Below are 13,615 nucleotides of genomic sequence, written 5' to 3' on the forward strand. Positions count from 1 at the left end.
GCGAGGGGTGGCAGGCAGTCTGAAAGGCTTCGGACAGGCTGGCGCGGTCGCTGGTTGCACATTGGCCGCGTGGTTCGGGCTGTTGACGCAGCCCGGCCCCTGCCTGAGGGGCGCTGCGGGCGCCCTGAGAAAGGGCGCGCCGAGCTCGGATTGTCGAAGTTTGGGGCGTTGGGGAATAGCGGGGATCAAACCCCGCAAGCGCTCGAGCCACCTGAGACGGCGGCCACATCGTGATCGCAGGCGGCGACGCTGATGGAGGTTCTGTGCGGGAGCCTCAGGCGTGAGGTTCCCGCACCTTCGCTGCTGGTGCCAGCGGTGGCACGAAAGCCGAGAGATCAGTCCTGGGTCAACGGGCGGCTCACGGGGCAGCCCTTTGCCACCACTTGCCGGTCGATTGCCTGAATCTTGCCTTTCGCGATGGCAATCATGGCCTCCTGATCGCCTCCGGACATGCTGGAGAGCGGAAGCCCGAGCAGAAAGACCCCCCAGGCATCCCCATTGGCCGCGGACTTCTGCTTTGCGCTCAGATTGGCAAGATCCTGAGAGATCGCCATCCGCTCGCTCGCCAATTGGCGGCAGTTATGCCGAGAGTAGTTGTCGCCTCCGACTTCCACGGCAGCGATGCGGTCAGGTTGCTTCGCGCATGCCGCAAGCAGGATCATCAGGCTGACGGCAGCCACGTATTTGCTTTTCATCATGTTCTCCACTTCGAGAGATTGGCTTTTCTCATCCGCGGGTCAAAAGTTCGTTACCTCCGTGGCGAAACCGTGGCCGGCCTTTTCTCTCGTTCCGGTATGGACGGGCGGAGTTTGCGGCGGCCCGGCGAGCGCTGGCGCTAACGTCCCGCTCGGTCGAAGGAATTCAGCCTGTGCTGACAGTATCCGGCGAACGCTTCGGCGCGGCAGGGCCGCAGTCGCGGAGGCAGATGTGCCGGTTTGTCGCTGGCGCTTCACCCCGCACTCCGTCCCCGCCAGAGCCGCTCCAGCATCGCCGTGGTGCCCCTCGGCCCGAGATAGGCCAGCATCGCGACGAGGCCCATCGCCGCCCGACCATCGAGGCTGAGATACGAACTGAGCGCCTCGCCCACGAAGGCCATGGCGACGAGGGCGGGGATCTCCCAGAGGAGCTCGCGGCCGAAGAAGGCGCGGCGGCGGGCGCGGACCTCGCCGGTGTGATACATCAGGCGCCCCATGGCGGCCGCGATCAGCGTGGCGATGGCCCCGCCCCAGAGCGCCGTGATGGTGTCGATCAGTCCCTTTTCCGGCATCGCGCCGCTCCTGTTGTGCGCGCTCGTCGCGCGGGTCTCGGCCCGGCCGGAGGCGGCCGGGTCCCGTCATGATGATCGGGAGGGTGCCCCGGTCGGCCGGCGGGTCGGACCCGGCGATCCCAGCCGGGGCCCAGCCGCCTCGGCACTTCGCGCAACGGCTGGCGACAGGCGGCGCGGTCGGCCGGCGCGTCAGCGACCCGCGTTGAACCGGACCGGGCTCACAGCCTCACCTCTGCGGCCTCAACGAACAGCCGGTCGGTCTCCTCCGGCGAGAGGCCGAGGAGGAAGGCCAGCGTGTCCGTCGTCTCCGAGCCGCGGACGAGCACCGGCGCGCCGCGGAGCGCCGCCCGCATCGCCCAGGGGTAGGCGGCATCCTCCGCGATGGCCATGGCCTCGGCCCACTTCTCCTCGCCGATCACGATCATGGCCTGCAGCAGGCTGATCTCGGCCGGGATCAGGTCGCGCTGAGCCTTGATGTCCCGGGCCTTGATGAGCCTGCTGTAGTCGATGGTCGCGGTTGTCATCACTGCTCTCTTTCCGGTCATGGGTCAGCCCTCCCCGGACGGCGGGAGGTAGGGCGGGATCTCGATATCCTGATCCTCGACCTCGATGGTGCCGGGGTTCGGCAAGGGCAGGTCCCCGTAATAGCCGTGGGGGAAGACCACCTCGAACTCGAGGACACCGTCGACCCGGGTGACGTTGCTCGTGACCCAGGTGTTGTCCATGGCGTCCCAGGGCAGCACGTCGCCCTCCTCGACGCCGCTGAAGTCGTAGACCATGTCGTTGCAGATCAGGGTGTCCCCCTGCACGCGGAACAGGGTCAGCTCATACATCCGCCGAAGCGGGACCATGCGAATGCGCATCATGGCGGGTTACCTCCAGCGACCGGTGACGAGAAGATCGACGACCTGGGTCGACGCGTAGGACGTCGGCGCCAGCAGCATGTAGGCGGCGACGTTCGAGGCCCCCGGCCGGCCGAGGAGCGAGATCACCGAGCCGCCCCGGCAGCCGCCGGTCACGCAATGGCCGTTCAGGGCCCCGCTCGCGAACTCGACGGGCAGCGTCACCGTCTGCCATTCGGTGCGATAGAGCGGCCCATGCGGCGTGGCCGGACCCGGAACGCCGGTCTGGACCAGGCGGCAAAGCTGCGTCCCATCCGCAAAGCGGACATATTCGGCGCCAGCCGTCTCGCCCTTCTCGATGATGCCTCCGCGCGGAAAGCCGGAGGCCCAGCTGACGGCGCCCACGATATTGCGCTGATCGTAGGTGAGGAACCAGTCGCCCCAGGTGGTATCCTTGGACCGGCACCAGCGCCCGGTGTCGCTGGCGGTCTGCGGATAGGCGATCTGAACCGCCCGGTTCGCTCCGTGCTGGATATGCTGCAGGGTGCCGACGCTCATGCCGGCCGGACGGTTCAGCGTGGCGCTTGTGACCTGATAGAAGCCCGTCGCCCCGATCTGGTCCGCATCGTTGCCCGGGATCGGGCGCGCCGTGCCGCCGAGGCCGTAATCCCCGACCTTCAGGAGGCGCCCGGGCGTGGTGTCGAGATCGCTCTGGGTCACGGCCGTGCCGGTCATGAGCCCCTGCAGCTGCATGCCGGAGGGCGTGAACCGCGCCCGTTCCGTCCCCTGGCAGGAGACGCCGAGCTCGTTCTCGGCCGCGAGGAAGAAGCCGGTGTTCGAACCCACCTCTCCGTTGAAGGTGAGACCGGGGAAGGTCGGCGTCCCGTCCGGAACGCTGAACGGCACGAGCGAGGCCGCGCGGCCGGAGCCGATGCGGAACCGCTCCTCGCCCCCGGTCGCGATCCCGAGCAGGTCCGCCGCGGCCCGGAAGATGCCGGTGTCGAGATCGCCCGCGAAGGTGAGAGCGGGGGTTGCAGCCGCCCCGACGGGCACCACGGCCGGCAGGGTGGACTGGAAGTGGGTGGTGGAGAAGAAGCCGCGGGTGGCGCCGCCGGTGATGAAGTGCAGGACGTCCGCCCCGTCGCTCCGGATCCCGGTGTTCGGATCGGTCTCGAACGAGATCCCCGGCGCGGCCGCCGTCCCGAGCGGCGCCCGGAGCGGCACGGTCGAGGTGAGCGCGAGGGCCGAGACCGTGAGCCGGAGGATGCCTCCGGCCGCGATCCCCAGCGCGTTGCTCCCCGGGCGGAAGAGCCCGGTGTCGGGATCGCCCTTCCAGACGAGGCCCGGCGCGGCGGCGGTGCCGTCCCCGAAGCCCGCGCCGGTCAGATAGGGCAGCAGCGCGTTCAGCTCGGCCACGAAGGCCGGGAACCAGCCGAGGAAGGCGTCGGCATCGTCGTTGAAGGTGCCGGGGTTGCCGCTGTTCGGCGGCGTCGGCGGGGGAGAGAAGAAGTCCATGGCAGGTTCCTTGCGTCAGGCGAGGCTCTCGACCTCGGCGCGGCCGTCGCAGATGGCATGGCCGAGGGTCAGGTCGTAATCGCGGAGGATGCCGGCGACGGTGGTGCCCCAGAGGTCGACCCCTTCGCCCGCGTAGAAGACGGCGAGCCGGCTCGAGACCCGCTCCATGATCGACTGGACGCGCGCCGCGCCCTCGAGCGGGACCTGGAAGGCCAGCGAGACCGTGCGGGTGACGGGGCGCGGCACGATATAGAGCCCGCCCCATTCGTCGCGCTGCTTCACGGAATAATCGACGAGGCCGAGGCCGGTGCCGGCCACCGTGGTGCCGACCGGCGTGTCGCGGCCCATCACGATCTCGCCCACGCGGGTGACGGCGCCCCCCGTGACCGTGATGTCGAGCGTGGCCCCTGCCGGCAGCGGCGCGGCCACGATCACATTCGGGGTGAAGGCGAACTCCGTGAAGACATATTCCCAGAAGGTGCCGACCGGATCGCGGGCCACGAGATCCTCCGTCCGGTCGTGGATCGTGGCGCCCGCGGGCGTGGTGACCTTCACCCGGAGGGACGCCGCATCGAGGTTGAAGAAGGCGAGGCGGTTCAGCGTGCGCGGCAGCCGGATCGAATAGGTGATGGTGGGGCCGCCGACCGTCTGGCCGCCGATCCGCTCGTCGAAGGCGCGCCAGCGGTTGGTGGCCCCGATCCGGAGCCACCAGCTGCCGAGCGCATCCGCCGCCGGATCGTGACCCGTGTTGCCGTCGGCCACGCTCTCCCAGACGCCGTGATGGGCCACGACGCGGGCGCCGCGGGCATAGGTTACGCCTGCGCCCCAGGCGGGATGATCGTCCTCGGGGATATTGCTCGCGAGGAGCGCCGCCGGCGTGACCGGGGTCGGCAGGATGATCCGCATCAGACGGCCTCCGTCGGGTCGATCCGCACCCCCACCGTTCCGATCCGGCGCAGGTCCTTCGCGGTGGCGGTGGAGGCCTCGGCCCCCTTGCGAGCCCAGACCTTCATCTCTGCGAGCTCGGCCCGCAGAGCCACGAGCTCGGCCTGCAGGTCGCGCACGGCCCCGGCCACCTCGGAGGCGCCCATGGCGGCGCCGCCGAGGATGTCGGCGGTCCGCCCCGCACTGTGGATGCGGCTCGGGCCGGTGGCCTCGAGCTCGGGCCCGAGCTCGCCCACGAGGCGCAGGCCGCCCGCATGGAGCCCGCCCGCGGCGAAGCCCGGGACGTCGAGGCCGATGGCCGACCAGTCGAACACCTCCGGCCGGAACGGCCGCAGGCCAGCGAGGATCGCCTCGCGGCCGTGGTTGCGGTAGTGGATGGTCGGGTCGTAGCCGTACTCATCCGCGGCCACGTCCGGGTAGAGCCGCAGGTAATCGGCGGTATCGAGCGGGATCCGGCCCTGCCGCTGCTGGAAGAGGCCCCAGAGATAGTCCTTCAGGCTCCCCGGCAGCCGGCGGATCGTCTCGATCCCGTCGAGCGGCGAGAAGCCCTCGACGGCCCGCATCACCTGCCCGATGGTCTTGCCATCGGTCGAGATCCCGGCCTTGGCCGCCATCGCCATGATCTGCTTGTCGGTGGCGAGGATGTCGCCGGCGGCATTGGTGGCGAGGCCTCCGGCGAAGGCCGAGAGAGCCGCTCCGCGCTCGCGCTGCCCGGCCGCGCGCTCTTGGGCGAGGATCGCGGCCCTCAGATCGTCGAGCGCGGTGCGCAGAGCGCCCATGGGGGCGGTGAGCGTGGTTCGGGTGGTGCTCTCGAACCAGGTCGAGAAGCCGGTCGAGGGGTCGAAGGCGAAGGAGCCTCCGAGCGTGATCCGGCCGCCCTGGGCGCCGAGGGCCTTCAGGAGTTCCGCCATGCCGAGATCGGAGGCGGGCCTGTCCATCACCAGCGCGAGCCTGCGCACCGACTGCGCCACGCGGACGGCGGCGAGCGCGCGCAGATCGTCGGGCAGCGCGTCGGTCTTCGCCAGAAAGTCGATGCGCGCGAGGTGGTCGGACGAGGCCTTCGCCGCGATCCAGACCAGATCGAGCGAGAGATCCATCCGCCGCAGCACCATGTCGAGCGAGACCTCGACGCCGCTCGTGGCATTCTTCAGGATGCGGCGCAGGTCGGCCGGGATCGCGGCCGTCGCCGTCAGCCCCACGGTCACATCGATCCGCTCGCGGAGCGCGGCGTAGGAGATCTCCTTCGCCGCGGCGATGGCGCCTTCGAGGGAGCCCAGCTGAGCATTCAACGCCGCAATCTGCTCGGGCTTCAGCGCCTCGCCACCGGTCAGATAGTCCCGCACCTCGGTCAGGAGATCGACCTGCTCCCGATAGAGGCTGGCCAGCACATCCTCCTTCGCCCCCTCGAGGCCGGTCACGCCCTGCAGGAGCTGCAGGTCGGAGAGCACCTGCGCCTGCGCGCGCGCCACATCCACCGCCGACCGGGCCTGCCCGCGCACGGCGTCGATATAGGCCGAGGCCGCGCCGGAGACGGCCTTGGCCGCCTCCTGATCCCCCGCCATCGCGCTCGCCAGCATGGTCTGGTAGCGCGCCTGCGACTGCGCCGCCGCGACCGCGGGCGAGATCAGCTCGGACGCGGCCGAGCGCAGGTCGCCGATGTAATCGCGCAGCGCCACCGTGACCTGATACCAGCCCTTCGCCGCCGCGGCCGCCGCCCGCTGCGCCTCGGCCGCGCCGGAGATCATGCCGTCGAGATCCGTGGAGATGGTGCCCACGAGCCCCGCCAGCCCGGCCGAGAGGCCGGCGACGCTCGGGAGGATCTGATCCATGACGCCGGCCATGCCGACGAGGGCCGCATAAAGCTCCCGACCGCGCTCGGTGGTCAGATCCTGCGCCTCGACCAGCCGGCGATATTCGGCGCGGGTCTGCGGAAGGGCCACGCCCATCTCGGCCAGCGCCTCGGTCGCCTGCCGGGTCGCGGTCTCCATCCGCTCGGCCTCGCTATAGAAGGCCTGGTAATAGGAGGAGGTGGCGGAGACGAGCCCGTCGAGCCCGCCGAAGAGCGCGGCCAGATCCGAGGCCATGCCGGCGGTCACCATATCCACGGCGCGGAAGCTGTGCCCCAGCGTGTCCATGACGCCGTTGACCCCGGACATGGCCGCGCTCAGCCGCTGCAGGGCCTCGACGAAGCTTTCGCCCTCCTTGACCAGAGCGGCGAGCTCGGGACGGGTCGAGACGAGCGTGTTGCCCGCGATCAGCTCGGCCAGATCGCCCTGCTGCTTCCGGCCGAAGAAGGCGGAGAGAAGCCGGTCGCCGATGGATCCCTTGAGCCCGGTCACCACCGCATCGGACGTCCCCTCGGCGATCCGCTTCTCGAGGTCCCGGATCGCCTGGTCGTTCTTCCCGACATAGCCGAAGGCGCGGGCGGCGAAGTTGTCGCCGAGCTCGGTCAGCTTCTCCTGCAGCTTCGCCCCGATCTCCTCGTCGGAGAGCCCCTTGGTCGAGAACTTCACCGAGGCCGCGAAGCCCTTGAAGGCCTCGGCCCCGATGCCGAGCGTGTCCGCCACATCCATGACCGAGGCCTGCATCTGACCCACGGCCTTGACGATGGGGCCCGCCACCGCGCCGTCGGCGAGGCCATAGCTCGTGCGCCGCGACTTCGACAGCCCGCCGAACCGGGACTTCTCGACCTTCCTGTAGCTCTCCACCATCGCGTTCAGCTCGCGCACGGTGACGCGCAGGCCTGCGTCGAGGAGCTTCGTCTTCGAGCCGAAGAAGGAGAAAGCCGCCGCCACCGCGGCAATGGGGCCGAGGATGGCGCCCGCCGCCTGCGCGAAGCCCGCGAGACCGCTGGTGGCGAAGTTCAGGGAGCTGCCGATATAGGCCAGGCCGCCGGACAGGCCGCCCGTTGCAAAGTTCGAGAGCGCGCCCCAGGCGCCGGTGCCGAAGGCGGAAAGCGCGCCGCCGATGCCGCCAAGCACCGCATTGATCCCGCTCGCGATGCCGCCGAGCGCACTGAGCGTGCCCATGCCGCCGGCGCCCGCGACGGCAGCCCCGGCCGCACCTGCGGCCGCGCCAGAGACCCCCAGGCCGAGCGAGAGCGTGATCCGGTTCGTCATGAACATGCCGATGATCTGTCGCAGCGTGTTCTTCGCGATGTCGAGGAGGCCCTTGAAGCCGCCGCGGAAGCCGTCGAGCATCCAGTCGACGGCAGAGCCCACGGCGCTGCGGAACTCCTCGAACACGGGGTTGTTCTCGCCCATCTCGGCCGCGATCTCCGCCAGGGCCCGCCGATACTGGTCCGCCGAGATCCTGCCGGCATCGAGGAGCTTCTTCAGCTCGGCCTGCTTCCGGCGATACTTCTCCATCGGGTCGATCATCTCGAGATATTTCCGGGCGCTCTTGTCGAGAGCCTTCGCCTCGGCCGCAGCCGCCTTCGCGCCTCCGTTGGCGGCCTTCTCGGCCTCCGAGCGGGCCTTCTGCATCGCCCGCAGCTCCTCTTCCCGGACGGCGAGGATCTCCTGCGAGGCGAAGACCTGCGACGCGAGAGACTCCGCGCGGTCCGCATCCATGCCCGCCGCCATCTTCGCCGCCACATAGGCCTGCCTATCAAGTTCGATGGCTGCGCGCTTGCCCGCGATCACCTCGTCCTGGCCGGCGCGGATCGCGGCCATCTGCGCGTCGACGATCGAGATCTGGCGCGAGGCCTCCGCCGCGGCGCTGTTGGCCGCGGAGCCGAGGTTTGCCGCCAGCCGCGCCGCTTCCGATGCCGCAGAGGAAATGCTGCCGGTGAGACCGTTCATGGTCCCGAGCAACTGCAGGGCCGCGACATTGCCCTCGGCCGCGAGGCGCGCGAGGGTCTGGAACTCGGGCGGAATGGCCTCGACCGCTCCGAACACGTCGACCATCGTCCGATGAAGGTCGGCCGCGCGCTTTGCCGCCTCCTCGGGGCCGGAGGACGCTCCCACGGCGTGGATGGCTTCCGCGAGGCGCTTCCCTTCCTCCGCGGTCAGCCCGAACTGAGTGCGGAGGTTGGCGGCAGCCTGCGCCCCGACGCGGCCCGTGGCATCCAGCTGCGATATGAGGCGACCGAAGGACGAAGGAATGGCATCCCCGATGCCCTCCATGGCCTTGCGAAGATCCTGAACAGCGGTGAGTTGCGCGAGGCTCTGCAGGGCGGCATAGGCCTCCCGCGCGCTCGCGGCGTTGGCGCCGAACTCGGCGGTGAGTTCCATGGCCGACTTGTGGGCGCGTTCCGAGGCGCTCTTGTAGCCGTCCACCGACTTCGTCAGATCGTCGATCTTCTCCTTCAGCCCAGCAGTCCCGGCGGCCATGCGCTGGAACACGGGAACGAGTGCTGCGCCGATGGCGAGGATCGTCCCGAGGCCCGCCCCGATCAGGGCCAGCTTCCCGGAGAAGCCGAAGGCGCCGAGAAGCTGGGGCGCCTGCTGGGTGAAGGCGATCATCGCCGACTGACCCGAGGCGACCTGCACCGCGAAGTCCTGCACCTGGAACGAGGCATTGGTGATCGCGGGCGTGAACCGACCGATGCCTAGAGTGGCCGCCGTCGTCGCGCGATCCGCCGAGATCATCTGGGCGTCGAGCAGCTTGAGCGTCCGCGCGCGTTCCTGATCGCCGATGACCCCCGCCGCCTGCGCCGCATTCAGCGTCTCGAGCGCCTGCTCGTACCGCTTCGAGGCCGCATAGAGCGGATCGACCTGCGCCCGGAGCGAGGTATATCCGCGGGCGGCCGCATCCGCCGCGGCAGAGGTCTCCCGCTGCGCCCGTGCCGTCCGTTCGGCCGCCGTCTCCACCCCCATGTACTTCGCGGCGGCCTGCTCGAGGACGAGGTTCGCCGCCCGCTGGCTGGCGGCACCGCTCTCCACCATCCCCGCAAGCTCGCGCTGGATGGCGGCATAGCGTTGCGTCGCGGCGAAGGTCGGATCGATCGAGGCCCGCAGCTCCTCGAAGCTCCGGGCGCCGCCCATGGCGGAGGCCTTCGCAACCTCGAACGCCCGCGCCATGGCGTCGGACATCTGCTTTGCCGTCCGGCCGGCGGACTGAGCCCGGTTCTCGAACTGCGAGACGTCGAGGCCGAGGGTGGCGCGCATGGCGCCCATGTTCGATGCTGACATTGGGAAAGCCGTTTCTTTCCTGCATTGCAGAATTTTGAGGAGCTTGCGTTTGGAGCACCCCCCGCGGAGGGTGCGAACGTCGATCTGCCCGGAGGAGCCTGAATGCCCGTCTGCAAAACATGCGGCCACAAGACCGGATTTCTTGACGTCATTGACGGCCAATGTCGGAGGTGCCGACAGGAATCCCTTGAGGACGATCAGAGGGCCTCGGCCCAGGAAGCCGCGACCCGCAAAAAGCAAAGGGATGCGATTATCTTGACGACCGAGACGGCGCCAAATTTGCCGGTAATCCAGAGGCTCGGTATCGTCTCGTCAGAACGGGTATTCGGGCTCAACGCCTTCAAGGACATGTTTGTCGCTGTCCGCGACCTCGCCGGCGGAAAGAGCGTCACCTTGGAGAAGGCCTTTCAAGACGCCCGCAGAGATGCACTCGAAGATATCAAAACCAGAGCCTCAGAGCTTGGGGCGGACGCGGTTATAGCGATCTCATTCACGCATTCTCAAATCGCGGCTGGCGCAATTCACAGTTCGATGGTGATGGTCGTCGCGACCGGAACCGCGGTCACGCTGGCGCCTGCGCCAGCCGCATCTGCGCCCTGATGGCCTGAGCCAGCTCGCGCTTCCGGGCGGCCTCTCCGCCGGAGAAGGTCGGCGCCACGCCGTTCTTCTTCCGACCCTCGATCCGGCCTTCGACGTAGGCGGCCGACATGGCGCGGAGCTGGCGCGCCTCCCAGGGCTCGAGGTCGAGGCCTGCCCCGCGGCTGTAGGCCTCGATCTCGGCCCAGGAATGCGGGGCGAGCCCGCCCATCGGGTCGGTCGCGCACCAGCCGAGACCGTCCTCGGCGGTGAGGCAGGCGATCAGATATTTGCCGGCCTCGATCTCGGGCAGGCCGAGCGGCCGCCGGGCCGCCCGCAGATCTTCCATCCGGGTCCGCTTCGCCGTCTCCGGCGTGGCCTGCAGGAAGCCCGTCTGACGCGCATAGAGCGTCAGTCGGGCGAGCCGTTTCCCAGATAGTTCGCGCGGCTGGTGGCAAAGCCCATGACCTGCTCGACGAAGCTCTTCTCGCCCTCGCGGCCGGTGATCAGGTTGAGGTTCAGGAACCACTCGGCATCGGCCGGGCCGGCGGGCGCCTCGCCGCGGTTCACGTTCCGGAAGCCCGCAACCAGCGGCTTTGCGGCGGCGACGAGGTTCGCATGGACCTCCTCCATGGTCTGGCGCTCGTCGTCGCGGTCGGTCTTCAGCCGTGCCTTCTGCGCGGCGCGGATCGCGGCTTGGGCGGCGCGGCTCTCGGAGCCGAGCACCAGCACCTCGCAGGGCTTCGCTTCGGCCTCGTCGGCGAAGAGGAGCCGGCCCGTGGCCGGGTGGCGGAGATGCAGCGGGCGGGCGGTTTCGGCCGCGGTGCGGCTGTCGAACTGGGTGAAGTCCATGTCCATGATCCTTGGGGTTCGGGTTCAGGGGGTGGCCGCCGCCGATGACCCACGCCGGCCGCGGCCGGTCCCGCCCGTCGCCGGGCGGGATCCGGGGGGAGGCTCAGGCCTCCTCGACCGAGGTAAGCTCGGTCTCGATCTCGACGGTCACCGATCCCGAGACGACGCCGTTGGCGGGCGCGCTCTTGGTGAAGCCGAAGACCTTGCCCTGGAAGTAATCGGCCGCCCCCTCGGTCGAGAGCGGGTCGATCTTCGGGAAGGCGATCTTGAAGGCGATGCGGTTGCGGTTCTTCCGCGCGGCCTCGAGGATGGCCTGGCCCGCGTCGGTGCTGTTGAAGGCGAGCGGGATCTGCATCGAGCCGTAGTTCACCGCGCCGTGGTATTTCTGCGTGATGCCGGTCGCGAGCGGCGTGTGGTTCACCACCTCGGCGGAGCCGCCGTATTCGGGCACTTCGGTGACCTCGCCCACCGCGGTCCAGGTGAGGCCCCCGTAGGCCGTTTCGGTGGCGGCGGCGGGCAGCGCGGTCGAGGCATAGATCAGCGTGCCGATGCCCGGCGTGACGGTATCGTTCATGGTGTTGCCCTTTCGGCAGGGGGCCGCGGCCCGCGGTGCGGGGTGCCTGAGGCCCGGTTGCAATGGATCGCCCGCTCTTCGGCCGAGGCCAGCCCGCGGACCGGGGCAAGGTCAGGGCGCGGGCCGAGGGATCGGCCTGCGCCAGACGATGCGGAAGCTCGAGATCAGCGTGCCTACGGCCTGCTCGCCTTCCGTGTTGAGCGTGACCGTCACCTCCTCGGGCAGGCAGACGATGGCCGCCTGCTGGAACGCCCGGCAGATGGCGCCCTCGACGGCATCGGCATCCGCGTCGAGGAGATCCTCGAGATCGTCTCGGCCGAGCCGCTTCACGCCCACCTGCAGGACGGTCGCGCGCTCGAAGGCGGAGAGCGTGGCCTGGGTCGCCCGCTCGACCGGCGTCACCACCATCAGGAGCGGCAGGCGGTCGGCATTCGGCCGGGCTTCCCAGGCGGAGATCTGCGAGAAGCTGCCCATGCGCGGATCGGCGGCGAGCGCCGCGCGGGCGATCTGACGGAAGCGGATGCGCCCGGTCATGGCGCGGCCTTCCGCAGGGTGCAGCGCGTGAGCGCGTCCGCCGCCGGGGTCGCGGGCGGCCAGATCTCGTCCACCTCATAGACCCGGCCGTCGGCCAGCCGGATCCGGTCCCGCCGCGCGAGCTCGGGGACCAGATCGCGGCGCACCCGCCAGGTGGGCGCCATGACGAGCACGATCCGGCCCTCGGGATCCTCGGCCTCGACCTGCTCCTCGCGGAAGATCGAGGGCACGTCGCGCGCGGGCCCGCCCTGCGGCAGGTAGCTCACGGGCGCGCCGAAGAGGGCGGTCAGGGTCGCGCCCATGCCCTCGAGGGGGACGGACATGGCGGCCGCCTCAGTTCGAGGTCAGGATCCGCACCGCGAGACGCGGGCGCTTGTTGACCGGCAGGATGTTGGCCTCGGTCATGAGATCGATCCAGCGGCCCTTCGGATCGAGGAGCTGGCGGGCATAGATCGGCTGGCCGATCGTGTTGACGGCTTCCAGAAGATCGGCCGGGGCGCCGTAGGTGCGGAACGTGTCCATCGTGCCGAGCGGGAAGGCCGTGCCCTCCTGTGCCGGCACCAGCCGCTCGGAGGCCCCGCCTGCGAGGGTGACCGAGCCCACATATTCCTCGAAGAGGAGGCCCGCGAAGGGAAAGCTCCGCCGCACGTCCTGCCGCAGCGGCTGCGCCCCGCTCGAGGCGTAGTATTTGTAGGCCTCCTCGACCTTCGGATGGCCGATCAGCTTGTCGAAGAACTCGGGGCTCACGAGGGCGGTGACGCCGGTCATGGACTCGCCCTTGAGCTCCTCCTCGACCGCCCGCAGCACCTCGCGGCACTTGGCCTGGACGTTCGTCCCCGCGGTGCCGAGGAGGAAGTCCACCGAGATCCGCGCCAGCCCGAACTCGGCGAAGTAGTCGTAGAGCGTGAGACCGGCCCCGTCCTTCACCACCCCGCGGAGCGCGTTCATCTCCATATATTCCCGGGTCGCCGCGTGCTTGCGGCGCATGAGCGCGAGCTTGCGCGTCATGACCTCGGCCAGAGGATCGGCCTGCCCGGTCGACCCCAGCGCGGGCTGGCCCTGCACATCGGCCGCGGTGATCACGTCGTCATGCGGAATGTGGGGCAGCGCGAAGGAGCGCATCGAGCGGCGCTCGCGGCCGCCCACCGTCGCGGGCCCGCCCCAGGGCTGGGACGGCAGCAGCGAGAGCACGCCCTCGGCCTGCTCGATGATCACGCTGCGCTGGGTCACCCCCTCGAACTGGAAGAGGCCCATCTGGCCGAGGCGGGTGTAGAGGTTCGGCAGGATGTTGATGGCCTGGGTCATCTCGGCCAGCGAATAGCCGCCGGCGTCGAACGGATTGCGGGTGATCGTCATGATCGGGCTCCTTCAGGAA

General features: G+C 69.7%; 14 protein-coding genes. 1 reads left to right on the plus strand and 13 read right to left on the minus strand.

The annotated features are described in order from the left end of the window. Positions 1 to 335: 335 nt before the first annotated feature. The 7 genes from RSP_RS19515 to RSP_RS19545 form a co-directional block, all read right to left on the minus strand. Positions 336 to 695, minus strand: coding sequence for a hypothetical protein (locus tag RSP_RS19515; RefSeq protein WP_023004243.1), 360 nt, complete (start codon positions 693 to 695; stop codon positions 336 to 338). Between the two features lie 254 nt (positions 696 to 949). Then, positions 950 to 1,267: a phage holin family protein gene (locus RSP_RS19520; RefSeq protein ID WP_011339597.1), complete on the minus strand. Its 318-nt coding sequence runs from the start codon at positions 1,265 to 1,267 to the stop codon at positions 950 to 952. A 218-nt stretch (positions 1,268 to 1,485) separates the two neighbouring features. Next, positions 1,486 to 1,812 (minus strand): hypothetical protein, encoded by a 327-nt coding sequence (locus RSP_RS19525; RefSeq protein WP_011339598.1) that lies wholly within the window; start codon positions 1,810 to 1,812, stop codon positions 1,486 to 1,488. 3 nt (positions 1,813 to 1,815) lie between these two features. Then, a complete protein-coding gene (locus RSP_RS19530) occupies positions 1,816 to 2,133 on the minus strand; it encodes a hypothetical protein (protein WP_011339599.1) in 318 nt (105 codons plus the stop codon). 6 nt (positions 2,134 to 2,139) lie between these two features. Then, a complete protein-coding gene (locus tag RSP_RS19535; RefSeq protein ID WP_011339600.1) occupies positions 2,140 to 3,624 on the minus strand; it encodes a pyocin knob domain-containing protein in 1,485 nt (494 codons plus the stop codon). A gap of 15 nt (positions 3,625 to 3,639) precedes the next feature. Beyond that, complete coding sequence (locus RSP_RS19540) at positions 3,640 to 4,530, minus strand: hypothetical protein (protein ID WP_011339601.1); 891 nt, start codon at positions 4,528 to 4,530, stop codon at positions 3,640 to 3,642. Continuing rightward, positions 4,530 to 9,704: a hypothetical protein gene (locus RSP_RS19545; protein ID WP_011339602.1), complete on the minus strand. Its 5,175-nt coding sequence runs from the start codon at positions 9,702 to 9,704 to the stop codon at positions 4,530 to 4,532. The genes RSP_RS19540 and RSP_RS19545 overlap by 1 nt, the downstream gene beginning before the upstream one ends. 102 nt (positions 9,705 to 9,806) lie before the next feature. Between RSP_RS19545 and RSP_RS19550 the strand changes: the two genes are divergently transcribed. Then, on the plus strand, positions 9,807 to 10,304 hold the full coding sequence (locus tag RSP_RS19550; RefSeq protein ID WP_017140287.1) for a YbjQ family protein: 498 nt from the start codon (positions 9,807 to 9,809) through the stop codon (positions 10,302 to 10,304). On the opposite strand, the gene RSP_RS19555 is transcribed toward RSP_RS19550, so the two are convergent. From RSP_RS19555 to RSP_RS19580, 6 genes are all read right to left on the minus strand, one after another. Next, entirely contained in the window at positions 10,267 to 10,629 is a 363-nt protein-coding gene (locus RSP_RS19555) for a hypothetical protein (RefSeq protein WP_017140288.1), read from the minus strand. The two genes, RSP_RS19550 and RSP_RS19555, sit on opposite strands and share 38 nt — an antisense overlap. A gap of 62 nt (positions 10,630 to 10,691) precedes the next feature. Continuing rightward, positions 10,692 to 11,132, minus strand: a complete 441-nt coding sequence (locus tag RSP_RS19560) for a hypothetical protein (RefSeq protein ID WP_017140289.1) — start codon at positions 11,130 to 11,132, stop codon at positions 10,692 to 10,694. Positions 11,133 to 11,235: 103 nt separating this feature from the next. Further along, complete coding sequence (locus RSP_RS19565) at positions 11,236 to 11,706, minus strand: phage tail tube protein (RefSeq protein WP_011339606.1); 471 nt, start codon at positions 11,704 to 11,706, stop codon at positions 11,236 to 11,238. 111 nt (positions 11,707 to 11,817) lie between these two features. Further along, entirely contained in the window at positions 11,818 to 12,240 is a 423-nt protein-coding gene (locus tag RSP_RS19570; RefSeq protein WP_011339607.1) for a hypothetical protein, read from the minus strand. Then, positions 12,237 to 12,563: a head-tail joining protein gene (locus RSP_RS19575; RefSeq protein ID WP_011339608.1), complete on the minus strand. Its 327-nt coding sequence runs from the start codon at positions 12,561 to 12,563 to the stop codon at positions 12,237 to 12,239. Before RSP_RS19575 ends, RSP_RS19570 begins: the two co-directional genes overlap by 4 nt. A 10-nt stretch (positions 12,564 to 12,573) precedes the next feature. After that, on the minus strand, positions 12,574 to 13,596 hold the full coding sequence (locus tag RSP_RS19580; protein ID WP_011339609.1) for a major capsid protein: 1,023 nt from the start codon (positions 13,594 to 13,596) through the stop codon (positions 12,574 to 12,576). Between the last annotated feature and the right edge of the window lie 19 nt (positions 13,597 to 13,615).

The organism is Cereibacter sphaeroides 2.4.1 (assembly GCF_000012905.2).
Taxonomy (GTDB): domain Bacteria; phylum Pseudomonadota; class Alphaproteobacteria; order Rhodobacterales; family Rhodobacteraceae; genus Cereibacter_A; species Cereibacter_A sphaeroides.

What these genes read in the sequence shown, in the direction of transcription:
- RSP_RS19525 (WP_011339598.1), bottom strand. Translation starts at nt 1,812, where the DNA reads ATGACCGGAAAGAGAGCAGTGATGACAACCGCGACCATCGACTACAGC.
- RSP_RS19570 (WP_011339607.1), bottom strand. Translation starts at nt 12,240, where the DNA reads ATGACCGGGCGCATCCGCTTCCGTCAGATCGCCCGCGCGGCGCTCGCC.
- RSP_RS19545 (WP_011339602.1), bottom strand. Translation starts at nt 9,704, where the DNA reads ATGTCAGCATCGAACATGGGCGCCATGCGCGCCACCCTCGGCCTCGAC.
- RSP_RS19580 (WP_011339609.1), bottom strand. Translation starts at nt 13,596, where the DNA reads ATGACGATCACCCGCAATCCGTTCGACGCCGGCGGCTATTCGCTGGCC.
- RSP_RS19540 (WP_011339601.1), bottom strand. Translation starts at nt 4,530, where the DNA reads ATGCGGATCATCCTGCCGACCCCGGTCACGCCGGCGGCGCTCCTCGCG.
- RSP_RS19520 (WP_011339597.1), bottom strand. Translation starts at nt 1,267, where the DNA reads ATGCCGGAAAAGGGACTGATCGACACCATCACGGCGCTCTGGGGCGGG.
- RSP_RS19565 (WP_011339606.1), bottom strand. Translation starts at nt 11,706, where the DNA reads ATGAACGATACCGTCACGCCGGGCATCGGCACGCTGATCTATGCCTCG.
- RSP_RS19555 (WP_017140288.1), bottom strand. Translation starts at nt 10,629, where the DNA reads ATGGAAGATCTGCGGGCGGCCCGGCGGCCGCTCGGCCTGCCCGAGATC.
- RSP_RS19535 (WP_011339600.1), bottom strand. Translation starts at nt 3,624, where the DNA reads ATGGACTTCTTCTCTCCCCCGCCGACGCCGCCGAACAGCGGCAACCCC.
- RSP_RS19530 (WP_011339599.1), bottom strand. Translation starts at nt 2,133, where the DNA reads ATGATGCGCATTCGCATGGTCCCGCTTCGGCGGATGTATGAGCTGACC.
- RSP_RS19550 (WP_017140287.1), top strand. Translation starts at nt 9,807, where the DNA reads ATGCCCGTCTGCAAAACATGCGGCCACAAGACCGGATTTCTTGACGTC.
- RSP_RS19560 (WP_017140289.1), bottom strand. Translation starts at nt 11,132, where the DNA reads ATGGACTTCACCCAGTTCGACAGCCGCACCGCGGCCGAAACCGCCCGC.
- RSP_RS19575 (WP_011339608.1), bottom strand. Translation starts at nt 12,563, where the DNA reads ATGTCCGTCCCCCTCGAGGGCATGGGCGCGACCCTGACCGCCCTCTTC.
- RSP_RS19515 (WP_023004243.1), bottom strand. Translation starts at nt 695, where the DNA reads ATGAAAAGCAAATACGTGGCTGCCGTCAGCCTGATGATCCTGCTTGCG.